23 protein-coding genes are annotated in these 23,749 nt (G+C 60.2%); 7 read left to right on the top strand and 16 right to left on the bottom strand.

What is annotated here, in order from left to right; genetic code table 11:
- The first annotated feature begins 92 nt into the window (after positions 1–92).
- Positions 93–1,232, top strand: a complete 1,140-nt coding sequence (locus tag RCJ00_RS17130; RefSeq protein ID WP_316223467.1) for a glycosyltransferase family 4 protein — start codon at positions 93–95, stop codon at positions 1,230–1,232.
- Here the strand turns inward: RCJ00_RS17130 and RCJ00_RS17125 are convergent.
- The 5 genes from RCJ00_RS17125 to RCJ00_RS17110 all read right to left on the bottom strand — a co-directional run bounded on the left by RCJ00_RS17125 (position 1,211) and on the right by RCJ00_RS17110 (position 3,475).
- Positions 1,211–1,729, bottom strand: coding sequence for a GNAT family N-acetyltransferase (locus RCJ00_RS17125; RefSeq protein WP_316223466.1), 519 nt, complete (start codon positions 1,727–1,729; stop codon positions 1,211–1,213). The genes RCJ00_RS17130 and RCJ00_RS17125 overlap by 22 nt on opposite strands.
- Positions 1,719–2,150, bottom strand: coding sequence for an alternative ribosome rescue aminoacyl-tRNA hydrolase ArfB (gene arfB / locus RCJ00_RS17120; protein WP_316223465.1), 432 nt, complete (start codon positions 2,148–2,150; stop codon positions 1,719–1,721). Before arfB ends, RCJ00_RS17125 begins: the two co-directional genes overlap by 11 nt.
- Positions 2,151–2,222: 72 nt before the next feature.
- Complete coding sequence (locus tag RCJ00_RS20675) at positions 2,223–2,405, bottom strand: DUF2459 domain-containing protein (RefSeq protein WP_411267558.1); 183 nt, start codon at positions 2,403–2,405, stop codon at positions 2,223–2,225.
- Positions 2,377–2,928, bottom strand: coding sequence for a DUF2459 domain-containing protein (locus RCJ00_RS17115; protein ID WP_316223464.1), 552 nt, complete (start codon positions 2,926–2,928; stop codon positions 2,377–2,379). Before RCJ00_RS17115 ends, RCJ00_RS20675 begins: the two co-directional genes overlap by 29 nt.
- A gap of 85 nt (positions 2,929–3,013) precedes the next feature.
- Positions 3,014–3,475: a Dps family protein gene (locus RCJ00_RS17110; protein WP_316223462.1), complete on the bottom strand. Its 462-nt coding sequence runs from the start codon at positions 3,473–3,475 to the stop codon at positions 3,014–3,016.
- Between the two features lie 282 nt (positions 3,476–3,757).
- On the opposite strand from RCJ00_RS17110, the gene nadA reads away from it, so the two are divergent.
- From nadA to nadC, 3 genes are read left to right on the top strand one after another with little or no spacing between them, the layout of a single operon-like run.
- Positions 3,758–4,861, top strand: a complete 1,104-nt coding sequence (nadA, locus tag RCJ00_RS17105) for a quinolinate synthase NadA (protein ID WP_411267553.1) — start codon at positions 3,758–3,760, stop codon at positions 4,859–4,861.
- 34 nt (positions 4,862–4,895) lie between these two features.
- On the top strand, positions 4,896–6,464 hold the full coding sequence (locus RCJ00_RS17100; protein WP_316223459.1) for an L-aspartate oxidase: 1,569 nt from the start codon (positions 4,896–4,898) through the stop codon (positions 6,462–6,464).
- Positions 6,434–7,297, top strand: a complete 864-nt coding sequence (nadC, locus tag RCJ00_RS17095) for a carboxylating nicotinate-nucleotide diphosphorylase (protein ID WP_316223458.1) — start codon at positions 6,434–6,436, stop codon at positions 7,295–7,297. Before RCJ00_RS17100 ends, nadC begins: the two co-directional genes overlap by 31 nt.
- Before the next feature lie 17 nt (positions 7,298–7,314).
- Here the strand turns inward: nadC and RCJ00_RS17090 are convergent, their stop codons facing one another.
- From RCJ00_RS17090 to uvrC, 6 genes are all read right to left on the bottom strand, one after another.
- Complete coding sequence (locus RCJ00_RS17090) at positions 7,315–8,439, bottom strand: acyltransferase family protein (RefSeq protein ID WP_316223456.1); 1,125 nt, start codon at positions 8,437–8,439, stop codon at positions 7,315–7,317.
- Between the two features lie 59 nt (positions 8,440–8,498).
- On the bottom strand, positions 8,499–9,491 hold the full coding sequence (locus tag RCJ00_RS17085) for an HlyD family secretion protein (protein ID WP_316223454.1): 993 nt from the start codon (positions 9,489–9,491) through the stop codon (positions 8,499–8,501).
- A gap of 22 nt (positions 9,492–9,513) precedes the next feature.
- A complete protein-coding gene (locus RCJ00_RS17080; RefSeq protein WP_316223453.1) occupies positions 9,514–10,230 on the bottom strand; it encodes an ABC transporter ATP-binding protein in 717 nt (238 codons plus the stop codon).
- Positions 10,227–11,363, bottom strand: coding sequence for an ABC transporter permease (locus RCJ00_RS17075; RefSeq protein WP_316223452.1), 1,137 nt, complete (start codon positions 11,361–11,363; stop codon positions 10,227–10,229). The genes RCJ00_RS17080 and RCJ00_RS17075 overlap by 4 nt, the downstream gene beginning before the upstream one ends.
- Positions 11,364–11,546: 183 nt before the next feature.
- The gene (gene pgsA / locus RCJ00_RS17070; protein ID WP_316223450.1) at positions 11,547–12,167 is read right to left on the bottom strand and encodes a CDP-diacylglycerol--glycerol-3-phosphate 3-phosphatidyltransferase; all 621 of its coding nucleotides are present in this window, start codon (positions 12,165–12,167) and stop codon (positions 11,547–11,549) included.
- Positions 12,168–12,281: 114 nt separating this feature from the next.
- A complete protein-coding gene (gene uvrC, locus RCJ00_RS17065; protein WP_316223448.1) occupies positions 12,282–14,204 on the bottom strand; it encodes an excinuclease ABC subunit UvrC in 1,923 nt (640 codons plus the stop codon).
- A gap of 250 nt (positions 14,205–14,454) precedes the next feature.
- Here uvrC and RCJ00_RS17060 point away from each other — a divergent pair, with 250 nt between their 5' ends.
- On the top strand, positions 14,455–15,642 hold the full coding sequence (locus RCJ00_RS17060) for an acyltransferase family protein (RefSeq protein ID WP_316223447.1): 1,188 nt from the start codon (positions 14,455–14,457) through the stop codon (positions 15,640–15,642).
- A 23-nt stretch (positions 15,643–15,665) separates the two neighbouring features.
- Here the strand turns inward: RCJ00_RS17060 and RCJ00_RS17055 are convergent, their stop codons facing one another.
- Entirely contained in the window at positions 15,666–16,139 is a 474-nt protein-coding gene (locus RCJ00_RS17055) for an NUDIX domain-containing protein (protein ID WP_316223446.1), read from the bottom strand.
- Positions 16,140–16,349: 210 nt separating this feature from the next.
- Between RCJ00_RS17055 and RCJ00_RS17050 the strand changes: the two genes are divergently transcribed.
- Positions 16,350–17,102, top strand: coding sequence for an SDR family oxidoreductase (locus RCJ00_RS17050; protein ID WP_316223445.1), 753 nt, complete (start codon positions 16,350–16,352; stop codon positions 17,100–17,102).
- Positions 17,103–17,120: 18 nt separating this feature from the next.
- Here RCJ00_RS17050 and RCJ00_RS17045 read toward each other — a convergent pair whose 3' ends face one another.
- The 3 genes from RCJ00_RS17045 to RCJ00_RS17035 are packed head-to-tail and all read right to left on the bottom strand — an operon-like array spanning position 17,121 to position 20,922.
- Positions 17,121–18,644 (bottom strand): helicase HerA-like domain-containing protein, encoded by a 1,524-nt coding sequence (locus RCJ00_RS17045; protein ID WP_316223444.1) that lies wholly within the window; start codon positions 18,642–18,644, stop codon positions 17,121–17,123.
- Between the two features lie 34 nt (positions 18,645–18,678).
- Positions 18,679–19,869 carry an acyltransferase family protein gene (locus tag RCJ00_RS17040; RefSeq protein WP_316223443.1) on the bottom strand — a complete coding sequence of 397 codons (1,191 nt, stop codon included), beginning with the start codon at positions 19,867–19,869 and terminating at the stop codon, positions 18,679–18,681.
- Positions 19,870–19,884: 15 nt separating this feature from the next.
- Positions 19,885–20,922, bottom strand: a complete 1,038-nt coding sequence (locus tag RCJ00_RS17035) for a polyprenyl synthetase family protein (RefSeq protein ID WP_316223441.1) — start codon at positions 20,920–20,922, stop codon at positions 19,885–19,887.
- 210 nt (positions 20,923–21,132) lie between these two features.
- Here RCJ00_RS17035 and RCJ00_RS17030 point away from each other — a divergent pair, with 210 nt between their 5' ends.
- Positions 21,133–21,894: a tRNA1(Val) (adenine(37)-N6)-methyltransferase gene (locus RCJ00_RS17030; protein WP_316223439.1), complete on the top strand. Its 762-nt coding sequence runs from the start codon at positions 21,133–21,135 to the stop codon at positions 21,892–21,894.
- On the opposite strand, the gene RCJ00_RS17025 is transcribed toward RCJ00_RS17030, so the two are convergent.
- Positions 21,860–23,722, bottom strand: coding sequence for an acyltransferase family protein (locus RCJ00_RS17025; RefSeq protein WP_316223438.1), 1,863 nt, complete (start codon positions 23,720–23,722; stop codon positions 21,860–21,862). The two genes, RCJ00_RS17030 and RCJ00_RS17025, sit on opposite strands and share 35 nt — an antisense overlap.
- Positions 23,723–23,749 lie beyond the last annotated feature (27 nt).

Raw genomic sequence — 23,749 nt, 5'->3', positions numbered from 1 at the left:
ATTTTCTATTTTTTGTTGATAAGCGTTTGGGGGGATTTCGCTTTGTCGCAAGACTCTTGCTCTCGGCAAAAAAAGAGAGCAGTCACAGCCTTATGGTAACGCCCTGGCACATAACCTGGTTGATTCCGCCTGCCCTTCTGGTTGGCGGGCTTGTCCTGTCTGCCGCCGCTGCCGCCCTGTTTAGCCTGCTGGTGCTGAAGGGCGGGCCAATCGATATTCCCCGTGACCGCGGTGCCCACACCAACCCGACGCCGACCTCCGGCGGCCTGGCCATAATGGCAGCGTCCGCTCTGGTCATCGGCCTCATCATCACCTTTTTCGGCCGCGACATACCCGGCAGCTGGCATGACGGCCTGATCCTGTTCGGCTTTGCGTGCCTCATGGGCCTATCGGGCGCCGTTGACGACGTTATCGACCTGCCGGCACGGCTGAGGCTCGGTTTTCAAGTGCTGCTGTGCTTGGCCTTCGCGTGGTTCTACCGCGTGACCTCCCTGGATTTCGGGCCCGGCCTTTCCTTGGACGTCTGGTGGCCGATCGGTCTGCTCGGCAGCGCGGCGTGGCTGATCCTGGCCATAAACGCCATCAATTTTATGGATGGATCGAACGGACTGGCGATTGGCACCCAGACCATCTCCCTGCTCATGTTCGCAGGGCTGATCCTGGCAATGGCGCCGTTCAGCGATATGGGCGCCTATCTGGGCGGCGTTTTGCTGGTTTGCGTCTGCGTCGCCGGCGCTCACCTCGGGTTCGCGCCGTTCAACCTGCCGCCGGGTCATCCGCAAAAAGCCAGGGCATTCCAGGGCGATGCCGGGTCCATGTTCGCTGGCGCGCTGATCGGCGGCGCGACTCTGGTTTGCAAGGCCTACGGCGTGGGCTCAGTATGGTTCGGGGGCTTCCTGCTGGCGCCACTGCTGGTTGATGTCGTCCTGACCCTGATTACGCGCACGCGAAAGAAGCTGGACGTTTTCAAGCCGCACAAGGAACATCTCTATCAGATTTGGTTGCAGCGCCGGGACGGATCGCACTGGCGTCTGGCGGTCCGCGTCTGGCTGCTTTGCCTGTTATCCAGCCTGGTTGGCGTGTGCGCGCGGCTTTTCGATCAGATATATCACAACGATATCCGCTTTCTGGCGCTTGCGGCTTTGATCCTGGTCTACAGTATCGGCTGGGTGGTCCTGCGCAAACGGCTGCTCAAGCGTCCACTGTTACGTCAAACGTCCGTGGACAGGTAAAGCGCCATAAGCAGGTCATCGAGATAGGGCTTGCCCTCGCCCTGCCAGACCCGTCCCTTCAAACGTCCTTCGAAAACAAACCCCATCTTCTGATACAGGTCGATGGCGCGTTTATTATCCTCGCGGCAATAGAGCTCGATGATACGCAAACGCGGGTCTAGGTTCGCCACCTCGATCAGTCGTGTGAACAGGGCCTGGCCCACGCCACGCCCCTGGGCCGCCGGGTCGACCGCAAGAGTCAGGTTGGTCAGGCAATGCCCCAATTGCCGAGTCGGCGATGGCCAGCCGTGAATCTCCCCCAAGATGCGCCCATCGTCCGTTTCGGCCACCAGCGTGATGCCAGTATCGAGGCTGTGTTTGAGGTTGTTCCACACATAGTCATGCGTGATTTCATCTTCGCGGCGCAGCAGACCACCGCCCTGCGCTGCGGCGGCGCGATAGACTTCGTGGATACCCGCTTCGTCGGCGGTAGTTGACGGTCGGATATTATAGCTCATCAGGATCATCCGGCCTTTTTCGATTGGATTTGACGGTGGATCGAATGGCCTTTCCAACCAGCCGCCGTTTGACCGCACCACGCGTCGGTTTTGTCGCGATACGCGGCGGTGGTGGCGGAACGGCCGCCTTCTGGACAAGCTCGACGAAACGGTCTGAAGCCGCCTTTCGGTTCATGTCCTGGGTCCGGTGCGTCTGAACGAACAGGACCAGCACGCCTTCCTGCGTGACCCGCCGCCCGCCCAGACGGATAAGGCGCATTTTCACATCATAGGGAATGGTCTGGTTTTCAAAAATGGAAAAGCGCAGTTCGACCGCTGTCGAGACTTTGTTGACATTCTGCCCGCCAGCCCCCGACGCCCGCACGAAACTTTCGTGCAGTTCCTCATCGGGCACGGAAATGCGGGGCGTAATGAAAACCATGCGGTCTTTTGCGGCAAAACACCGCCGGCTTCAAGCGCGGGCAACCGTCATTTCCATAAGAACCGTAAGAAATCAGCCGGGTCGGCGCAAACCTGCCCGCCACCGCAGATCAAGCCCGAACAGAAGTGCGCTGCCATCCAACATCGGCGCCGTCGGCAAGCCGGCCGCGGCCAATTGATCGGACGTCCAGTTATTACAGACACGGACAATCGAGAAATATTCGCGGCTAGCGAAAAAGGATTCCGCCGTCGGCACATCGACACGCACCGGCGCGCCTGTCTTCACGACAAAGGAGGCTTCGATATAGACGGGCCATGGCCTCGAACCCTTCCGGTGATATTCGGGTGGAAGAGGCTATCGGATCGGCGAACGCCTTATCCGGAGACGCGTTCAGGCTGAAAACCCGGATAACGGAGGGATTGCTCGGCATGAACAAGGCGCGCAGACCGTCAATGGCGCGAGTAAAGGATACGCCTTTGGCCGTGTAGAAGCCGGCATCGCCCCAGCCATAGACAAGCCAGTTGCCAGGCCCCGCCGCTCGGCCGGCTTGCGCCAGCACACCTCCGCGTTTCATCACCACGTCCATGGGAACAGCGATGTCCGTATGGAAGCCATTATTGATGACATAGATAGGAATGCTTTGCGACCGCGCAGGATAAAGCGCGGGATCGGCCGGGCGCGTCGTTATGATCGCCAGTAAGACATACAGACCCAGGATAACAGCCAAAGCCGTTGCCATCTGTCGCCGGCGCGATGCTGGTATGCGTAAAAAAGCCATGATGTCATCCCCGTTTCGGGGCATGACATCATGGCTTTTGAACATTGTCCAATCACATTATCACGAAACCGTGATCTCGTGACTCTTAGGCCGAGAGGCTTGCCTTTAGCATCCAGCGGTGCTTTTCGTGGGCGGTGATGCGCACGGTGCACAGATCCGCGGTCGAAAGGTCGCCAGCGTCATCCGCCACCTTGGCCGCCGCCTTCAGGGTCTCTATGGCGGTTTCATGCCCGTCGACCAGATCCTTGAGCATATCGGGCGCGGACAGGGTCGGATCGCCATCCTTGATCGAGGTCAGGTTGCCAAGCGCGCCATTGCCCATCGGGGCAAATTGATCGAGGGCGCGGATGCGTTCGGCGATTTCATCGATCGACGTCCAGATTTCGTTATATTGCTCTTCAAGCAGCAGGTGCAGGCCACGGAAGTTCGGGCCGCGGACATTCCAATGATAGCCGTGTGTCTTTTGATAGACGGTGAAGCTGTCGGCCAGAACCTTGGACAGTTCGTGGGCCACCTTCTTGCTGGTGTCTACGCCGGATTCGCTCATAATAGTCTCCTCAGATAGGTCTCAAACGCGATGGCTCACATATGAGAATACCGCCATAAAGATACAATGAGGGAAAGAGGTCCAGTCGAATATTTCCGCTATTTTCCCCAATGCCGCCGCCGTGTCCTGCTTGCCGCGCCCCTCAGGGCCGACCTGTTCATGCACACGCGCCGTCATAAATCGTGATCGTTTGTTACCATCAACCATATTGCATTCATCCGCGACAGGATTATCTTATGCCTACCTTATGCTGAAAGTGAGCATAAGGGTCCCATAAAGGGAATGTGGAGAGAGACGATGGCCGATACGGCTGCACCCATGGAATTCACGCCGGCAATCGAAGCCGAGACGGCCAGTATATATGCCCGTCTAAAGGACAAGGTCTCGCCGCTGGAATGGCAAATTCAGGCCCCGTTGATCGCGCAGATCAATCGCCTGAAAAAAGAGATGAACGCCGTCATCCTGGCCCACAACTACATGACACCCGACATTTTCCACGGTGTCGGGGACTATGTCGGCGACAGCCTGGGGCTGGCGCGCGAAGCCGCCAAATCGGATGCCGACATCATTGTCCAGGGCGGCGTGCACTTCATGGCCGAAACCTCCAAGATCCTGGCACCGCAAAAGACTGTCCTTATCCCCGATCTGCGTGCCGGCTGTTCGCTGGCCTCGTCGCTGACCGGCGAGCAGGTGCGGCTGATCAAGCAGCGTTATCCCGGCCTGCCCGTCGTCACCTATGTCAACACCACCGCCGATGTGAAGGCCGAGACCGACATCTGCTGTACCTCGGCCAATGCCGTTCAGGTGGTCGAGCATATCGCCCGCGAATGGGGTGTCGACAGCGTCATTCTCATCCCTGACCAGTTCCTGGCGCGTAACGTCGCCCGCCAGACCGATATCAAGATCATTGCCTGGGCCGGCGCCTGCGAAGTGCACGAACGCTTCAACGCGGACGACATTGCCGAGGTTCGCGCCACCCATCCGGGCGTGACCGTGCTGGCGCACCCGGAATGTCCGCCAGACGTCATTGCTGCGTCCGATTTCACCGGCTCGACCACGGCCATGAGCGACTATGTCACCAAGAACCGGCCAAAACAGGTCGTGCTGATCACCGAATGTTCGATGGCCGACAATGTGACCAGCGATGCCCCCGGCGTCGAATTCCTGCGCCCGTGCAACCTGTGCCCGCACATGAAGCGCATTACGCTACAAGGCATCTACGACAGCCTGCGCTTCCATCAGTACGAAGTAACGGTCGATCCGGACCTGATCCCGCGCGCCGCCCTGGCCGTACAGCGCATGATCGACATGCCGCCGCTGACGGTTCCGGCCCGCTACGACATGGTCAAGGCGCGCCACCACGTCGATGTCGAAATGATCAGCTAACCGCGTCCAAGGGCGAGAGGCAAAGGAGGCCGACATGGCCACTGAAATTCATATTCATCATGGCCCCCTGGTCATCGGCGCCGGTCTGGCCGGGCTAAGCGTGGCGTTGAACACAGCGCCGCACGCTACCCTCGTGCTGGCACCCGTCGCTCTAGGCGTCGCCTGCTCTTCGGCATGGGCGCAGGGCGGTATCGCCGCGGCCTTGTCGCCGGAAGATTCGCCCAAAGACCATGAAACCGACACCATCAATGCCGGGGCCGGTATCGTCGATGAGCTGGCGGCCAAGACCCTGACCGAAATGGGCCCCGGCACGGTGCACAAACTGAATGCCATGGGCGCGCCCTTCGATCACAAGGCGGACGGCTCTTTCGTCCTCAACCGCGAAGCCGCTCACGGTCTGGCCCGCGTCGCCCGGGTCGGCGGCGACCTGGCCGGAAAGGCCATTTTGGAAGCCGTGGTCAATACCGCGCTTGCCGCCCCGCATATCGAAATCTGGGAGCCGGCCTTCGCCCTGGGCTTGATCAAGTCCGACGACCAGACCGTCATCGGCGCGGTCGTCGACTATGGCGGTCGCCGTATCGAAGTCTATGCGCCGGTTGTTATCATGGCCAGCGGCGGCTCCGGCGGACTGTTCGCCGTGACCACAAATCCGGCCAATCTGCGCGGCGAAGGCATGGCGATGGCCGCCCTGGCCGGTGCGGTGATCGCCGATCCTGAATTCGTCCAATTCCACCCAACCGCGCTGAAATTCGGGCTCGACCCAGCGCCGCTGGCCACGGAGGCCCTACGCGGCGAAGGGGCAACCCTGATTGACAAGACCGGCCACCGCTTCGTCTTCGACGACCACCCCGATGGCGAATTGGCGCCGCGCGATATCGTGGCGCGGGCCGTTCACAAGGCCGACCTGAACGGCGGGGCCTTCCTGGATGCGCGCGCGGCCATCGGCGATCATTTTCCGGCCGAATTCCCGACCGTCTTCGCCTCCTGCATGGCGCAAGGTCTCGACCCGCGCGTCCAGCCCATGCCGGTCGCCCCCGCGGCCCACTACCACATGGGCGGCATCCGCACCGACATTGACGGCCGTACCTCCTTGAAGAACCTGTTTGCGGTCGGGGAATGCGCCTCCACGGGCGTGCATGGCGCCAATCGCCTGGCGTCGAACAGCCTGCTTGAAGCCGCCGCCTTCGGGGAGCGCATCGGCATAGCCGCGACGACCGACCTGCACACCGCCGCCTTCGCGCCGGATAGCGACGCGGCGATCCGCCCGCTTCTACCGCCCGTCCTGGCGCCCGCCGATCTTCAAGCCCTGCGCGATAAAATGAGCCATCAGGCGGGTGTGGTCCGCAACGAAGCGGGGTTGACCGCCCTGCTCGGTCTCGTCGATACGCTCGATCTGCGCTATCCCGGTGCGCTAGCCCTCGTCAATGCGCGCCTGATCGCCACTTGCGCCTTGCATCGCCGCGAGAGTCGCGGTTCTCATTATCGCAGCGACTACCCCCAGACCGATGTCGAGGGCAAGCGCACCTATATAACATGGGCGGAAGTCCAAAACAGAGCTGGGGAAACGACAGAATGTTCATCACAGGATTGCCTGACCTCCTGATCGAACCGATCATCCGCGACGCCCTGCGTGAAGACCTGGGGCTGGCTGGCGATGTGACCGCCCAGGCGGTCATCCCGCCGAATGCGCGCTTCAAGGCGGAATTCAAAGCCCGCAAGGCCGGTATATCGGCCGGCATCGACTGCGCTCGTTTGGCCATGAGCCTGATGGACCCGCAAATCCGCTTTGAAATTCTGCTGCCGGACAGCAGTGCCGTCAATCCCGGCGACGTCATCGCCCGAGTCGAAGGCAAGGCGCGCGCCATATTGGCGGGGGAGCGTGTCGCGCTCAACCTGTTGTGCCATCTGTCCGGTGTCGCCACCCTGACGTCGCAGTATGTCCGGACGGTCGAGGGGTTGAAGACTCGCATCGCCTGCACGCGCAAGACCATGCCCATGCTGCGCGGTCTGCAGAAGCACGCCGTCAAATGCGGCGGCGGCTACAATCACCGCTATGGGCTGGATGATGCCATCCTGATCAAGGACAACCACATCGCCATCTGCGGCGGCGTCGGCCCGGCCATGGAACGCGCCAAGGCCGATGTCGGCCATACCATGAAGATCGAAATCGAAGTGGACAGCATCGCCCAGCTTAAGCAGGCCCTGCCCTACGGACCAGACGTACTGCTGCTCGATAACTTCAGCCTGGATATGTATGCCGAAGCGGTTGCCCTGGCGCATGATCCGTCCTTGGGGGGCAAGACTATTCTGGAAGCCTCTGGCGGGGTCAACCTGGACACGGTTCGCGCGATCGCCGAAACCGGGGTGGATGTCATTTCGGTTGGCGCTCTTACCCATTCCGCACCGAACTTCGACATCGGTCTGGACGCGGTTTAAGCATTACGCCGATTACTTTAAATACCGCCCTTGATGAATGACAGCTTCGAGACGCGCTGACTCAGCGGCTTGTCGACCCATGCGTCGAACAGGAAGGCCGTGACGAGGGCCGCAAGGACGCCTGCGCCCCACAGCAGCCATTGTTCTGGCTGGGACAGACCGAAATGGGCGATAAGCCGGGGACTGAGGCCGAACCAGACCGCACCGACCAGGGAATGGGTAAGGAACAGGGCAAACGATGCGCGCCCCATACGGTGAGTAGCTGTTGTCTCGTGAAACGCGACACCGCCCGACACCGCCAGGACAAGGGCCAGAAGCATAAGCACCAGGCTATCGCAGATAGTGCCGCGCGGCAGCGCACACAGGACCGCAATACCGGCCATCGCTACACAGATGCCTAACAAGTACCCCGCCTTAGAAACAGTCATACCGGCCGTCAGGCGTTCGATCAGATTGCCCAATACGAACAAGGGGATAGCACGCAGAAGCCCCCAGGCGAAGGGCAGGTCGACAAAGGCATGATGCGCCAGGCCGGCTGCCAGCCCCTGGGCCGCCAACACAACCGCGCAGGCCATTATCGCCAGAACCCGCCGAGACCTTCCGTAGAGGAGCGGTACATACAGACTGAAAAGAGCGTAGCAGACCAGTAGCGCCGAAAGGGTCCAGGTCGGCACATTCCACGCCGCATTGTGCGAGATACCCCAGCCATGCACCAGAAAGGCCTGGGCAATAAAATCCCAAAGGCGGTATTTGTCCGGATGATTTGGCGGAAACCCGGCCGCCGACGATGCCCATATGAACAGGCCGAAGACCAACAGGACCAGGATGTGCGACGGCCATAGGCGCGCAAACCGGCGCAGGAAAAAATGCGTGCGCCGCATATGCGACGTCACCAGCCGCTGCCCATAGGCGCGCGACAGGATATAGCCGGACAGCAGAAGGAAGAAATCGGTCGCCAGCCAACCTTCGCTGAAGACCGGCATCAAGGTGCCCAGATTGACCGGTGCGTTCGATCCGTAGTGAAACAACAGAATGAAACCGGCGGCCAGGAAGCGCAGGACATCGAGACTGGCACCACCGGCGCGCGGCACGGAAGCGACAGTGTCGGCAGGCTTGAAGACGGCAAAAGAGACAGGTTTCACCCTGTCTCTCTAGCATTCAAGCGTAAATTTTTTAACCGTCAGCGCTCCTAGTGATGGAGCTACTTCTTCGCAGGTGTGACGGGCTTGGGCGCCTCACGCTTGGCGCCCGCATGTTCACCCGGCTTCATGAACTTGACCAGTACGCGCTGACCGATCAGGAACGGCGTGTTGTCAGCCGATACGACGACCTCGACCACGCGCTCATCTGAGGCTTCGTTGCCTCCGTCGGATTTCAGCTTGCGCGCGCCAAACGTAGCGGCGACGCGTATGACCTTGCCGACGTATAACTTGCTCGGATCCGCTTCCGGAACGATTTCCGCTTCCTGACCAACCGACACAGACGGAATAGCACTTTCGACGATTTCAGACCGGATAATGTGCGGAATGGCGGGTTCCAGGTCGAACATGGTCGAAACGTTCAGAGTCGAAGCGCCGGCACCCGGATTTGCGTAACGGCGGATAATTTTCCCGTCCATCGGCGCGCGGATGATGGTGAGGTCCTGCTGATATTCCGCCTGGGCCAACTGCGCGCGGGCAGTCGCTACGGCGGCCTGCTGGGCTTCCAGGGTCGCCTTGGCGGTGTCGATAGCGTCACGGGCCTGATCCAGCTTCTGCTGCGCGACGAAATTGGTCGGGGCCAGCTTGGCGAGGCGTTCATACTCGCGCTGAGCCGTGCGGATCTGCACCTGGATCAGAGCGAGTTGGCTCTGGGCCTGGTTGACGGCGGCGCGCGAGTTATTGACGGCCAGAAGGGTGTCTTCGTCTTCCTGACGCGCCAGAACCTGGCCCTTGGTAACGACATCGCCTTCCTGGACATAGACCTGTTCGACGATACCGGCGCGGCGGGCGGCCACCTCGACGACCCCACCATCGACATCGACCTTACCGGCGGCGATGGCAGCGTAGGGCGACGGCGGCGCCTTGACGGCGGCGGTTGCGTCACCGGGCTTGCCGCCAGGCGCGCCCGGCGGCTGGCAAGCGGTCATGGAAACGGCGCCCAGGGCCAGCAGGCCGAAAAGGAGAGTGGTGGAGGTGGCGAATTTACGAGACATATGGTTTCTCTGGCTCTTTAAATTAGGCGTGGACGGTCGGTTCGGCGATCAGGGTATCGCTCAGAATTTTTCCGTCTTCCATGTGAATGACGCGGTCGGCATAGGCTTCCAGGCGCGGGTCGTGGGTCACGACGACAACCGCAGCCCCCCGTTCCCTGGCCGCCTGATGAAGAAGTTTGATGACCACCTGGCCGCTGACCGAATCGAGGGCCGATGTCGGTTCGTCGGCGAAGATAAGTTGCGGCTCCTTGGCCAGAGCCCGGGCGATGGCGACGCGCTGCTTTTCACCACCGGACAGTTCCGCCGGATATTGCTTGAGCCGGTGACCGAGGCCAACGGACTCCAGAACTTCCTTGGCGCGGCGGCGGGATTCCGCTTGCGGCACCTTGCAGTACTTAAGCACCTGTTCGACCTGCTCGGTCGCGCTTAGGGCCGGGAACAGGTTGAACCCCTGGAAAATGAAGCCGCAGTGATCGAGGCGGAACTTGTCGATCTTGCCCCGCTTCTTCTTCCACAGGCTTTCGCCCAAGGCCATGACCTCACCTTCGTCGGGCTTCATCAGGCCGGACAGAGCTGCGATCAGGGTGGATTTACCCGAACCCGATGGCCCCATCACCATGGTGACCTGACCGTGATAGGCGTTGAAATCGACGTTTTTCAGCACGGCCTGCTTCAGCTTGCCGATCTTGTAGCTTTTTGACAGCCCTTTTGCGTCCAGCGCAAGTGTACCAATAGTCATCGTAACAAATCCGCGGGCTGGCTTTTCTTGAGGACGCCGAGCGAGAAGAGGCCCGACAGGATGGCGATGATCATCAGCATGATCCCAACAGGAATGTCGATGAACAACGGGAAGTCCATGGGCACGCCGCCCATCTTGGCCAGAGCAGCCACGCCGGCCACGAGGGCTACGGTGAGGAAAAGCCCCGCCACCCCGACCCAGAAGCTGAGTTCCATGATGATCAGGCGCAGGCTCCCCATGGAGACGCCGAGCGCACGCAGGGAGGCGAACTCCTTGATATTGGCCATGATGGCGCCTTGCAGGGTTTGCCAGGTGATGACAATGCCGATGAAGACGCCGACAACCGCCATGAAGCCGAGGATGACCGCAATGCCGCCTTCCTTGAGCATACCGACCTGGGACGTCTTGGCCAGCTCCTCACGCGTCCAGGCCTTGTACTGGCCGGCACCCATGGTGTTCAGTTCGGCGGCAACCGCTATGGAGCGGGTTGGGTCGCGCAACTTGACCAGCAGTGGGCCGACGCGGGGGCCATCACTGGCGACATAGAGCAGCTTTGCCGTCTGGTACGAGGTGAAGACCTGGGTGTTGAACATGTTCGGATAGCCATCGACCACGCCGGCCACCGTTACGGTACGTCCGTTCATCTTGGCCTTGTCACCGACCTGAACGCCCAGTTTACCCAAGCTCGAGCGGTCGAGGATAACCGCGAAGGGTTCCTTCAAGGCGTCGATCGTGGCGTCGGAAAAATCGCTCGGCATGGTTACCGCGCCCCGGACCGGGTCCACCACGACCACCCTGACGCCATCACTTTTCGACGGCTGGCCGTCCCTGGGGAAGTTGGACCAGTTCGCCCAGTTCATGACCATGGGCTGGACTTCAGCAACATCCGGGTGCTGATAAACCATGGGGATCAGGCGACGGGCCTGACCGGTATCGCCGAATATGCCATCGGCCTGCGGCGGCAGGATCAAGATCTGGGCCGGTGACCGTTCAATCGTGGCGGTAAACGATTTAGCCATGCCCATGAACATGCCGGTCATCGCCAGGACGAGGAGTCCGGCGACGGCAAGGGCGATGACGGCGCCGAAATATCGACGCCACTCATACAGTATGGTGGAGAGAGCGAGGGACATATTACCACTTTTGAGACAAGGCTTCCAAGCGGCAACATCTATAAGTTTTCGATAAAGGTCTAATTAAATCGGCGTAACATAGGTTGCACTGTCGAAATATGCTTCCAAAGCACCGGCCGATTTGTCCGTTTCCGAACACAAACCTATCGGTCGCGTCCTTGTACCTTCCTTATAGTGCTCCCCTTACAAGTCTTTCTGGGCCGCGATGAAATAGGCTATGCCTGTCCACAGTGAAATAATCGCCGCAATCCAAACAAGCGCATAGGCGGTCATCAGAACCGCAGTAGAACCATCCGGTTGCAGCCCGAAGGCCGACCAGGCGTCGGCGAACAAAAGCAGGCCAAGCGCCACCAGTTGCACGGTCGTCTTGATCTTGCCCAGGAAACTGACCGGCACCTTGACCCCCTTCGCTGCGGCGGCTTCCCGCAGCGCGCTGACGGCAAATTCCCGGAACAGGATGAAGGCGGCCGGAAGGGCAAAGAACGGATCGCCCGAATGGATGGCGAACACGCCCAGAATGGTGCCGCAGACAAGGATCTTGTCGGCAATCGGATCCAGAATGGCGCCCAACCGGCTTTCGGCCTTGAGCTTGCGCGCCAGAACGCCATCGAACAGGTCGGTCAGGGCGGCGATGACAAATACGTAGACGCCCCAACGCTGCATACTGAACAAAACGTCGGATTGCGCCTGGATGAAGGGGATGCCGCCGGCCATGCCCGCCAGCAAAACAAAGATGACGACGCCGAAAACGAGCCGGATTCCGGTGAGCAAATTAGGTATCGGATTGACTTTTTCGCCGGTCATGAATGCGTCGTTTCTCAGGGTTGCAGAGGTTTAGCGGCATTCTAACCAAGAAAAATCAGGCACCAAGTGTTTTATCCGGTTTGCCACGGTTTGCGGTCGTTTTTGGTCATGCACCTACGTTCCGACGTGAAAGAAGTCGTAGATTTTCTGGGCCAGGGCCGCGCTGACGCCTTCGATCTTCATCAATTCATCGACTGTGGCGCGGCCAACCTCACGCCCGGATCCGAAGGCCGCCAGCAGCGCGCGCTTGCGCTTGGCGCCGATGCCGTCAATTTCATCCAGCGGATTCTTGGTAATGGCGGCGTCGCGCTTTTGCCGGTTGGCGCCGATGGCATAGCGGTGCGCTTCGTCGCGCAGGCGTTGCAGGTAATAGAGAACCGGTGACTTCGGCTCCATCATGAACGGCAGACGCCCCGGCATGAAGAAGCGCTCCATGCCGGCGTCGCGGTCCGGCCCCTTGGCAACGCCGACAATCCGGATATCGGTCATGCCGAGTTCCTGCATCACCGTCATGACCGCATCCAATTGCCCCTGGCCACCGTCGACAAGCACCAGATCGGGCCTTCCAAACCCTTCGGCGGCGGCGGGATCGTCTTTGGCCCTGACCAGGCGCATGAAACGACGGCGGAACACTTCGGCCATCATGGCGTAATCGTCGCCCGGCACGGTATCGAGATCGCGGATGGTGAACTTGCGGTACTGGCTTTTCAGGAACCCTTCCGGTCCGGCGACAATCATGCCCCCCACCGCATGGATGCCGCCCAGGTGGGAGTTATCGTACACCTCAATCCGTGTCGGCGGCGCATCTAAGCCGAACGCCTGGCAGACACCCTGAAGCAGTTTCGATTGCGCACTGGTTTCGGCCAGTTTGCGTCCGAGGGCGGCGCGGGCATTATTCAGAGCGCTCTGGACGACCTCGCACTTGCCGCCGCGTCTTGGCCGCAGCACCTGCACTTTCCGATCCGCCTTGAGCGACAAGGCCTCCATCATCAAATCAGGCTCATGCAGGTCATGCGACACCAGAACCAGGCGCGGCACCTGGCGGTCCTGGTAAAACTGTCCCAGAAAGGCGTCGAGAATACCTCCGGCATCGTCTTCCTGGTCGATGCGCGGGAAATAGGCGCGATCACCCCAGTTCTGGCCGGCGCGATAGAAGACGACCTGAACGCAGGCCGCCCCCCCTTCGTTGAAGACGGCAAAGACATCGGCTTCTTCATCACCCAGATCGACAGAGGATGACAGCGAGACGTGATTCAAAGCCCGCACCCGATCACGCAGGTGGGCGGCCCGTTCGAAATCCATGTCGTCGGAGGCCTGCATCATCTCTTTCGACAGGCGTTCGATGACGGCACGGCTTTTGCCGCGCAGGAAATCATGCGCCTGACGCGCCAGATCGTTATAGTCGGGCAAACTGATCACGCCCGTGCACGGTGCTGAGCAGCGCTTGATCTGGTGCAACATGCAGGGGCGCGTGCGGGCGGTGTAGACACTGTCGGTGCAGGTGCGCAGCAGAAACGCCTTTTGCAAGGTGTCCAGCGTCTGGTTGACGGCATTGGTCGAGGCGAACGGACCGAAATAATCGCCCGGAATTGAATGGGCGCCGCGATGCTTGGTAATTTGCGGCGCTTCGTGGTCCTTGCGCACCAGGATTTCGGCGAACATCTTGTCGTCGCGCAGCAGAACATTGTACCGCGGCTTGAGCGCCTTGATCAGACGGGCTTCGAGCAGAAGCGCCTCGCCTTCGGTGTCGGTGCGCAGCAGGACCATTTCGCGCGTCAAGGCGACCATGCGGGCGATGCGCTGGGTATGGAAACGGCCTTGCGCGTATTGCAGAACGCGCTTCTTCAGCGACTTCGCCTTACCGACGTATAGCACTTCGCCATCGGCGCCCAGCATCCGGTATACGCCTGGCTTGTCAGGCGCCAGGGCCGCTTCGCGCCGGATCAGTTCCGCACCGATCAGCGGCGCGTCTTCCGGGCTGTCCGGAAAGCCGGTAGGTGTCGCGATGATGATTTCGGTGTCGTCGGATTCGGGCATTACACAAGAGACTTAACATGAATCGCGCCCGTGACCGGGGTCGTGAGATATAAAAACGCGCGCGGCAAAACAAGGAAACAGGCAATAGCGGGTGGGCGCCATAGTCTATATGGGAGAGTTTAGCGCAGATTCCCACGCTGTTCTGTCAGCGTAGTGTAACAAAAGTTCAATCACGCGGACGTGATTGTGAATTGGTATTCTACCCACAATAGCCTATATAGGGCGTCTTCCGGAGCAGTATCGAGCTTTCATGACGCCCGCCGCCATCCCGACGACCGCGCGAAAATCCCGCGAGATAAAAGCCCTGACCGGCCTGCGTGGCGTAGCTGCGCTCTATGTCGTCTTTTTCCACGCCAACGGTTTGGTGGCCTTTCCGTCGCTGATCAAGCCCTTCATCCGCCACGGCTATATGGCGGTGGACCTGTTTTTCATCCTGTCCGGTTTCGTCATGGCGATCACCTATGCCGACTGGTTCCGCGATGGGTTTTCCCTGAAGAATTTCAAACAGTTCCTGCTGGTCCGGCTGGCGCGAATATATCCGCTGTACATTCTCATGACGCTGATCACCGCCGTGGCCATCACCACCGTGCTCAGCGATACCTACCGATTTGACGACAACGTCCTGCGTGCCCTGCCCTTCAACATCACCATGACCCACGTCTGGGGCTTGGCCTATTCTATCGTGCCACCGTCCTGGTCGATCAGCACCGAATGGGCGGCCTACCTGCTCTTTCCGTTCAGCATCATGCTGGCCATGTGGATGCCGCGCCGTTATGCGTTGATCGGCACCGCGGTTGCCTTCGCCGTCCTGACCTGGGTCGCCTTTGGGCCGTTCTGGATGACCCATACCCATCATCATGCCGGGCAACTGGATGTCGTACATTCCTACGCGCCCGGCACGCTTCTGCGCTGCCTGGCGTCCTTTTACATCGGTCTGGTCGCTTTCCGCTTCAAAGACCTGATCCCGGCGCGAGCGTCGGGTCTGTTCCTGCTGATCGCTCTGGTCCTGCTCTGCTACAAGGCGACCGACCTGTGGCTGATCGCGGTATTCGCCGGGCTCATCATGAGCCTGAGCCATGACGAAGGCCTGGTCGCGCGTCTGCTGCAAAGCCGTATCGCCTACTGGCTGGGCGTCATATCGTTTGCCCTCTACCTGGTGCACGACCTGACCCAGAAGATTATTCTCAAGTCTCTACCGGCCTGGGGACTGGCTGGCGACATTTCGCGACTGAACTGGGCGCTGATTTCGATCGCCCTGTCCGTCGGGATTGCCGCGATAACCCACTATTATTATGAAAAGCCGTCACGCACCTGGGCGCGCAACCTGATCAAGAGGCTGGAAAACCGTAAGCCGGTCTTCACGCGGGAAAACTACGGCAAGCTCGTCGGTTTCGTTCGCGACCTGGCCGTTCGCCCCAGCCCACCACCGGCGGAGTAGCCGCCAGTCTACCAGAGCGACCTCTACCAGAGCGGATCTGGTGGAAAGCCCTGCAAGGCCTCCTGTATGCGCCGCAAGCTGCCGCCATTGATATTTTCCGGCAAGGCGTCTAGCGAAAAAAAGCCGACATTCTTGATCTCGGCGTGCGAGGTCATCGGCACGTTTTCGAAGGCATCGACACGGAACAGAAGGACGTGATCGCCGGGGAAAAACTGTTCGTTGCTATGCACCGATAGCAGGCGGGGAAGTTCGAGCGGATTGACACCGGCTTCTTCGCGCAATTCGCGCGCCACCGCCGCGTGGGCGGTTTCCCCCGCATCGACCCCACCACCGGGCAACCACCAGCCAGGCAGATAGGTATGCTCGATCAGCAGCACCTCGCCCTTGGGGTTGACCACCAATCCACGCACGCCCAGCGTCTTGCCACGCGTCGCCCGGGAATAGGCGAAAAACAGCGGGCGCGAATAGGGTTCAACGACACGTTTCCAATCTTCCATAGGCTAAGCATGGCTCCAATATATGACATGCGCAATACGCCAAACTCAGGCATCTGGATTAAATATCCGTGATGAGGCTCTTGTCTCGGCGCGTGCGAGCGTGTAACCGAAATGCCATATAGTCGCGGAGTCCTTCCATGCTTGCCATCGCTATTCTCGCTTCTTTCCTGATCTTCATGTGCGTGATGAACGTCATCGACTTCGGTCGCATTGACTAACAAGACCGCACTTGTCACTGGCGCCGCCAAGCGTATTGGCCGCGCCATCGCCATCGCCCTGGCCAAGGCCGGCTATGATATAGGCGTCCATTACGGCCGTTCGCAGGATGACGCCGTGGCGCTTGTCGCCGAACTGGAAGGTTTGGGTGTGCGCGCTCACCCTATCCAAGGTGACCTGTCGGATGTCGCCACGGTGCCCGGCTTGATCGGCAAGGCCCGCGATGCGCTTGGCCCCGTCGATGTGCTTGTCAATAATGCGTCGGTATTCGCCGACGATCGCGCCCGCACGCTGACTATCGACAGCTGGCAGACCCATATGGACACCAATCTGCTGGCGCCGGTTCTGTTGGCACAGGCTTTTGCCCAGCAGCCCGACATCCGGCCAGGCGCGTCGATTATCAATATGATCGACCAACGGGTCTTGAAACCATCGCCGCCCTTTTTCAGCTACAGCATGTCGAAGGCCGGCCTCTGGCACGCGACGCGCACCCTGGCACAGGCCTTGGCGCCGCATATTCGCGTCAATGCCGTCGGTCCCGGCCCGACCCTGAAATCGATTCACCAGAGCGAGAAGGATTTCGACCGCGAGGCGCGATCGACCCTGCTGCAAAAGCCGACCTCGCCCGAGGAGGTCGCCGCCGCCGTTTTGTACCTGCTTAACGCGCCCAGCGTGACGGGTCAGATGATCTGCGTCGACTCCGGCCAGCATCTGGTCTGGAAAACCGTGGACATGCTGGACCTCTAGATTTGATGCTCTAAGGGCTCAGCGCCGTTTGCTGTTGCCCATCAGACCGCGCAGCAATTCACGGCCCAGGGCTATTCCCATCGACCGGATAATCGGCACGGCGACTGATGTGACCGATTTCATGGTCTGGGCCGCCGCCTTCTGGCGCGCCTTTTCTTCGGCGGCCTTCTGACGTTCTTCTTCTTTCGCCGCCTGGAGCGCGGCCTTGGCCGCCGCCTTTTCCTCAGCGGATGGCGGGGGTGGCGGCGCGTCGGCCTGGGCCTTGGCAATCCGCGCCGTCAGGATTTCGTAGGCCGACTCGCGGTCCTTGGCCGTATCGTAAACGCCACCGACCGGTGATTTGGCCATAAGATCGGCGCGTTCCTGATCGGTCACCGGCCCCAGGCGCGAGGCCGGCGGGCGGATGAGAGTCCTGTCGCAGACGGCCGGAATGCCCTTCACGTCCAGCAACGAGACGAGCGCCTCCCCCGTCCCCAGCGCCTGCAGGACCTCCAGGGTGTCGAAGGCGGGATTGGCGCGGAACGAATCGGCCGCTGCCTTTAGCCCCTTCTGTTCCGATGGGGTATAGGCGCGCAGGGCATGTTGAACCCGGTTGCCCAGTTGCCCCAGCACGGTGTCCGGAACATCGGCCGGATTCTGCGTAATGAAATAAATTCCCACGCCTTTCGAGCGGATCAGGCGGACGACCTGCTCGATTTTTTGCAGCAAGGCCTTGGACGCCTCATTGAACAAAAGGTGAGCTTCGTCGAAGAAAAAGACCAGGCGTGGCTTTTCCGGGTCGCCCACTTCCGGCAGTTCCTCGAAGAGCTCCGACATCAGCCACAGCAGAAAGGTCGAATAGAGCTTCGGATTTTGCATCAGGCGGTCGGACGCCAGGATGTTGATATAGCCTTTTCCGGAGATATTGGTGCGCATCAGGTCTTCGAGACGCAGGGCGGGTTCCCCGAAGAACTGCGCCGCCCCCTGATTTTCCAGGGTCAGCAATTGCCGCAGGATGGTGGCGACCGTCGTGGGTGACACCTGGCCGTAGACCTGGCTCAACGCCTTGGCGTTGTCGGAGATATGGCTCAGTATGGCGCGCAGGTCGTTAAGATCGAGCAGGAGCAGGCCTTCCTTGTCCGCGACCGCAAAGGCAATGTTGAGCACGCCTTCCTGCACATCGTTCAGTTCCAGGAGCCGGGCGAGCAGCAAAGGTCCCATCTCGGAGATGGTGGCGCGGATGGGGTGTCCCTTCTGGCCATAGAGGTCCCAGAAGATAACCGGTGCGGCGGCGGGCGTCAGTTCGAGATTCATCTGCTGGGCGCGCGCCAGCAGTTTGTCATTGGGCTGGCCGGGTTGCGATACGCCCGACAAATCCCCCTTGATGTCTGCCGCGAACACCGGCACGCCGGCGTCGGAAAAGGCCTGGGCCAGGACCTGCAAGGTCACGGTCTTGCCGGTGCCGGTCGCACCTGCGATCAGGCCGTGCCGGTTGGCGCGGCTATAGAGCAGGATTTCCGGTTGAGTGGCCTGGCCGACAAAGGCCCCTGTGGTATCCGCCATGATCTGCTCCCGATATTAAGTCCAAGGATTCGTTTTAGCCCACGGCCTTTGGCTTATCCAGATGTTCACCCATCCAGCCACGTAAAAAGCGCTGCATCGGCATTTCAAAATAGCGATGGCTCAGCCAGGCCAGTCCGCAGGCGGTCGCCAGGAAGCCGACGAGGGTCAGGGGCGAACTGAAAATTGCCAATCGGGTAGCGGCGCCCCCGGCTGACAAGATAAGCATCATTGCCAGTTGCAGAGGGAAATGGATCAAATAAACCGCGTAGCTGATATCGCCGATCCATGACCATCGATGCAGGGTCTCGCGACTCATTAGCGAGACCTTCCAATGCCCCTGCATCAGGCCAACCTGCAAAAGGAAGAGCGGCAGAAAAATGTAGATGAAACTGTCAACGCTAAAAACGCTGGTGACAAGGTCATTCCCATGCAGTTGCCCAGGCACCCATCCCCGCACGAAACTAATCACGGCCAGTACCGGCAAGACTATTCCCAAACCGATGGCAACCGCCTTGCGTGTTTTTTCCCGCCCATCAGCGCGCAGCCATTGCACAAGATAGAAGATCAGCCCCCCAATGAAAAAATGCGGCATGCCCCGGGCGAAATCACTCAAGGAGTCCATCTCCTTGATCTTGAGGCCAATGACAATCAGGAGCATCAGAACCAAGAATGACGTCCGCCTCAGATAACAGATCAGGAAAAATACGGCGTAGAGGAAGACTTCGACCGAAATCGACCAGGCGGGACCATTGAAGGTTTGAACGGCCCCAGGCAACCACTGCTGCACCATGAACAGGCTGAGAATGAAATTGAACGGCGTGTTGTCGGAATAGATAAAGCTCGCGCCGGAAACGTGCGTATAGGCGATCTGAAGCACAGCCGCCGCGATAAGCGTTACAAAGTAGAGCGGATAAAGCCGGGCGAAGCGGGCAATAAAAAAACGTGTCGGGCCAGTGTGCCGGGTTTTGATGGCATCCGCGTAAAGCCAAAAGAAGACGTAACCGGAAATGGCGAAGAACAGCTCAACGAAAAACTGGCCGTACAGGTACAACGGCATAAGGATATCTTGGAACGGCAGGTCGGCATAGTCGAAACCAGCGGTTTCGCTTATCAACAGGAAGTGCTTGTAATGATAAAACACAACCATGATCGCCGCTACACCGCGCAGAATATCCAGCTCGTAAAAACGGGCCTTGCTCGGGTGAAGAGGCGGCAGGTCTGACAAAACTACGCCAATGCCCTAGGTCTGCCGATCGACACTGTAGACGGCGAGATTTTCCAACGCCTGCCGCCACGGACCGGCGTCGAAAATCGACAGGGCGGCGCGTGCCTTTTCGGCGTAGGCGCGCGCCACGGCGCGGGCTTCGTCGAGCGCGCCCGAAGATGCCATCAAGGCCTGGGCGCGTTCGAAATCGCCCGGCGCCTGCTCACGCTTGCCGATGGTGCGATCCCAGAAGGCGGCATCGGTGTCGCGGCTGGCACGCATGGCCAGGATCAACGGCAGGGTAGACTTGCCCTCGGCGAAATCGTCTCCGGCATTCTTGCCCAGATCGGCAGCCGAGCCTTGGTAATCGAGCACGTCATCCTGAATCTGGAAGGCCAGGCCGAGATTGAGGCCGTAGCTGTACAGGGCCTGGATCCTGTCTTCCGAAGCGCCCGCCGCTACGGCGCCGCTTTCCGACGCGGCTGAGAACAGGGCGGCAGTCTTGGACGATATGATTTCGATGTAGTCTGCCTGCGTCAGGTTCAGATCGAAGGCCTTCATCAGTTGCAGGACTTCACCCTGGGTAATGATGGCCGATGCCTTTGACAGGATATCGAGCGCCCGCAGGCTGCCCGTCTCAACCATCAGCTCAAAGGCGCGGGCAAACAGGAAATCACCGACGAGAACCGAAGACGGCGCACCCCAGATGAGATGTGCGGCGACCTTGCCGCGACGCAGTTGCGAGGAATCGACGACATCGTCGTGCAAGAGTGTGGCAGTGTGAATGAATTCGACGGCGGCGGACAGATTGTAGTGGTGTGTATTGTCCGTGCCGCACAGCCGGGCAGCAGCAACGCACAACAGGGGCCGCAAACGCTTACCACCAGCGGCGATCAGATGAGCGGCCAAGGCGGGAATGACGGCCACTTCGGATTGCATGCGCTCGGTGATCAGGGCGTTGACCGCGACCATGTCCGGATCGCAAAGAGTGACCAGCGCCTTGACGTCGGCCTTGGGAGCGGTTTTTGCCGCCTCCGGTGCGGGGCGCACGGTATCAATATTGGCCGAATCCAAGTTACTAACTCCTGACTTTAACCTTTAGGCCATAAACCGCCTTGACGGCTCAGGCAATGCCCCGCGATATTATTTAGGAACGAAAAGAGCTACAGTTTCCGCCGGGTCACGGTTTGGCCGCCTGGAGCATGTTATGTCCTGACGGTATCAGGTTGGCGCTCCGGTTTTTTTTATATTTGCGGAAACATGGCGTTAGAAAACAATTTGGATATGAACAGCGAAACACCTGCCCATTCTGACACGAATGGTGTCCTGACGCATCTGCTGGAAGGGCGCGTCAAAGTGATGCAGCCCACCAAGGGCTATCGCATCGGCATGGACGGCGCACTTTTGGCCGCAGGCTGCGCGACGATCCCAAAAATCAAGACGGCGCTGGAACTGGGCTGCGGTGTTGGCGGTGCGCTCTTTTCGCTTAAGGCGCGGTGTCCGGGGCTCACCCTGACCGGTATCGAGCGCGAGGCGGCCTATGTCGCCCTGGCGCGGGAAAATATCGCGTTGAATGAGGGCGACGTCGCCATCGTACGCGGTGATATCGGCAAGGGCTTCAAATCCTTCGATCTACCGCGCGTCGACCTGGTGTTCAGCAATCCCCCCTATTTCGACGATCCGGACCTGCTGCGCCCGCCGCATGAGACCAAACGCGCCGCCTGGATCGCCGACGATGGGCTGGAGGCCTGGCTCGACTTCGCGCAGGCCGCCGTAAACGATGGCGGCCACATTGTCTTCATTCACCGCGCTGATCGCCTCGCTGACATTTTAACTGGCCTGGGCAAGAAGTGCGGCACCTTCGTCGTCCGCCCGATCCTGCCTTTTGCCGACAAGGATGCCAAGCGCGTGCTGGTCAAGGCGCAACGCCTGGGCAAGGCGCCTCTGCGCCTCCTGCCGCCCCTCGTCCTGCATGACGATGGTGAACGCAAACACACGCCGACGGTGGAAGCTATTCTCCGCGGGGAAACGGCGCTTGGCTGGTAAATAGCGTCGCCAGCCGCTTTGCGCCCGCCATGCTCAAATGCTGGCCGTTGAAATAAAGGACACCGTCATCTGGGCCATAGACCCGGCATCGCGCAGCATCGCACAGCGAATCCGACGGCCTGATGGCGGCGAGATTATGCGCCGAAACGAACCGGTCCAGTTGCGCGATGACCTGGGCGTTATCGCGATCGAATTGCGCGCGGCTCATCCCAACGGCGCGCGGATCGCGCCCCAGGTGCATGGCCAATCCCACCTGAGATGGCGGATCGAAGTCATAGACGGGTACGGGATAGACGATCACCACACGTTTGCCGGCGCGGCTCAAATCCAGCGCGTTCAGTTCCAGCCCGCCCAGTACGGCCGGCAGGTTTTCGTCGGCATAGCGATGGTAGTTGGCCGTCAGCACGACCGTCTCTATGCGCCGGTCGTGCATCAGGTGCAAAAGCATGTCGGCATTGTGGGCGCGGCAAGCGGGATTATAGGCGATGGTATAGCCAATGCTTGGCGGGCAGGCCGAGGCAGTGATCTGGCGCACGCCCAATTCAGGCAGACGCGTACCCAGCGCCCGGGCCAATTCCACGCCTTCGCTATCGCCCCATACCGCGACCGACGGCGCGACGCCGGGCGCTCCATAAACGCAGGTATCGGCGTAGGCCACACGCGCCTCACGCGCCAGGTGACACCGCTTGCGATCGGGGTTGTAGTCGTCCGCCGCGGCGAAGGCTGCCCGTTCGGCAGTGTTAAACCGTTGCGGCAGCCCCTTGGCATTGAAGACCAGCAGGGCCGCCGCAATCGATACCGCAATGGCGCCCCCGGCCATCGCCAATGGGCGACGCGGGCGCCTGGCCAGAAATGGTTGTTCGATATAGCGCCAGGACAGGACCGCCAGCCCGAAGGCCAGGATCGCAGCGGCAAGGCTTGGCCAGAGCGCATCGCCGAACAGCAGGCGCGCAAAGACCAAAAGCGGCCAGTGCCAGAGATACAAGGAATAGGAGATGTCGCCGCTCCAGACGAGGGGCGGTGCACTGATCAACCGGTTGCCCCAGCCATCCCGGGTCACAAGCAAAAGGGCCGCGCCCAGACACGGCGGCAAGGCCCACAGCCCCGGAAACGGCAGGCGATCATTCAGACAAATCAGGCTCAAGACAATCAGCCCAATACCCGCCAGGGACAGCGCCCGCTTCATCGCGACGCTTAAGTCGAGGCGAATAGCCACACACAGTGCTCCTATCAAAAGTTCGAAGGCGCGCGTCGTGGGGAGATAAAAAGCCGCTTCCGGTCTGGCAGACCACTGGGCGGCTGCCAGCGACAGCAAGGCCAGCAGCCCGATGATCGGCCACAAAAACCGTGCAGCGAAGCGGCGAACAGCCAGCAGAATGACCGGATAGATAAGGTAAAACTGCTCCTCGACCGCCAAAGACCAGGTGTGCAGCAAGGGCTTGAGCCCCGCGCCGCTGTCAAAGTAATCGGTCAGGCGGGCAAAGGCGAAATTGGACAGGAACAGGGTAGTAAAGAACTGGGTGTAGACCAATTCGCTCAGCAGAGCCGGTGGCAGGATCAGCAAGCCCGCACCCAGTGTAAATGCCAAAACAGCGTAGAGTGCCGGGAACAGCCGCCTCACCCGCCGGACATAGAAGTCGCGCAGACGCAGGTCGTCTTTCAGCAGGATTTGGGTAATCAGATAGCCGGAAATGACGAAGAAGATATCGACGCCGGCAAATCCGCCCGGCAAGGCCGAAGGGTTGAGGTGGAACAGCACCACCGCCAGCACGGCGACCCCGCGCAGGCCTTGAATATCGGCGCGTTTTGGCTGTGCATCCGCGGTCATAAGCCCCTCACCAATGGGTCATGGGGC

Source organism: Asticcacaulis aquihabitans (assembly GCF_032490435.1).
Taxonomy (GTDB): domain Bacteria; phylum Pseudomonadota; class Alphaproteobacteria; order Caulobacterales; family Caulobacteraceae; genus Asticcacaulis.
The sequence above is the reverse complement of the archived record's forward strand: the minus strand, read 5'-3'. Positions and strand labels throughout refer to the sequence as shown.

What these genes read in the sequence shown, in the direction of transcription:
- RCJ00_RS17110 (WP_316223462.1), bottom strand. Translation starts at nt 3,475, where the DNA reads ATGAGCGAATCCGGCGTAGACACCAGCAAGAAGGTGGCCCACGAACTG.
- arfB (WP_316223465.1), bottom strand. Translation starts at nt 2,150, where the DNA reads ATGGTTTTCATTACGCCCCGCATTTCCGTGCCCGATGAGGAACTGCAC.
- RCJ00_RS17080 (WP_316223453.1), bottom strand. Translation starts at nt 10,230, where the DNA reads ATGACTATTGGTACACTTGCGCTGGACGCAAAAGGGCTGTCAAAAAGC.
- RCJ00_RS17055 (WP_316223446.1), bottom strand. Translation starts at nt 16,139, where the DNA reads ATGGAAGATTGGAAACGTGTCGTTGAACCCTATTCGCGCCCGCTGTTT.
- pgsA (WP_316223450.1), bottom strand. Translation starts at nt 12,167, where the DNA reads ATGACCGGCGAAAAAGTCAATCCGATACCTAATTTGCTCACCGGAATC.
- RCJ00_RS17060 (WP_316223447.1), top strand. Translation starts at nt 14,455, where the DNA reads ATGACGCCCGCCGCCATCCCGACGACCGCGCGAAAATCCCGCGAGATA.
- RCJ00_RS17125 (WP_316223466.1), bottom strand. Translation starts at nt 1,729, where the DNA reads ATGAGCTATAATATCCGACCGTCAACTACCGCCGACGAAGCGGGTATC.
- RCJ00_RS17100 (WP_316223459.1), top strand. Translation starts at nt 4,896, where the DNA reads ATGGCCACTGAAATTCATATTCATCATGGCCCCCTGGTCATCGGCGCC.
- uvrC (WP_316223448.1), bottom strand. Translation starts at nt 14,204, where the DNA reads ATGCCCGAATCCGACGACACCGAAATCATCATCGCGACACCTACCGGC.
- nadA (WP_411267553.1), top strand. Translation starts at nt 3,758, where the DNA reads ATGTGGAGAGAGACGATGGCCGATACGGCTGCACCCATGGAATTCACG.
- RCJ00_RS17085 (WP_316223454.1), bottom strand. Translation starts at nt 9,491, where the DNA reads ATGTCTCGTAAATTCGCCACCTCCACCACTCTCCTTTTCGGCCTGCTG.
- RCJ00_RS17130 (WP_316223467.1), top strand. Translation starts at nt 93, where the DNA reads ATGGTAACGCCCTGGCACATAACCTGGTTGATTCCGCCTGCCCTTCTG.
- RCJ00_RS17075 (WP_316223452.1), bottom strand. Translation starts at nt 11,363, where the DNA reads ATGTCCCTCGCTCTCTCCACCATACTGTATGAGTGGCGTCGATATTTC.
- RCJ00_RS17045 (WP_316223444.1), bottom strand. Translation starts at nt 18,644, where the DNA reads ATGGCGGATACCACAGGGGCCTTTGTCGGCCAGGCCACTCAACCGGAA.
- RCJ00_RS17030 (WP_316223439.1), top strand. Translation starts at nt 21,133, where the DNA reads ATGAACAGCGAAACACCTGCCCATTCTGACACGAATGGTGTCCTGACG.
- RCJ00_RS17115 (WP_316223464.1), bottom strand. Translation starts at nt 2,928, where the DNA reads ATGGCTTTTTTACGCATACCAGCATCGCGCCGGCGACAGATGGCAACG.
- RCJ00_RS17025 (WP_316223438.1), bottom strand. Translation starts at nt 23,722, where the DNA reads ATGACCGCGGATGCACAGCCAAAACGCGCCGATATTCAAGGCCTGCGC.
- nadC (WP_316223458.1), top strand. Translation starts at nt 6,434, where the DNA reads ATGTTCATCACAGGATTGCCTGACCTCCTGATCGAACCGATCATCCGC.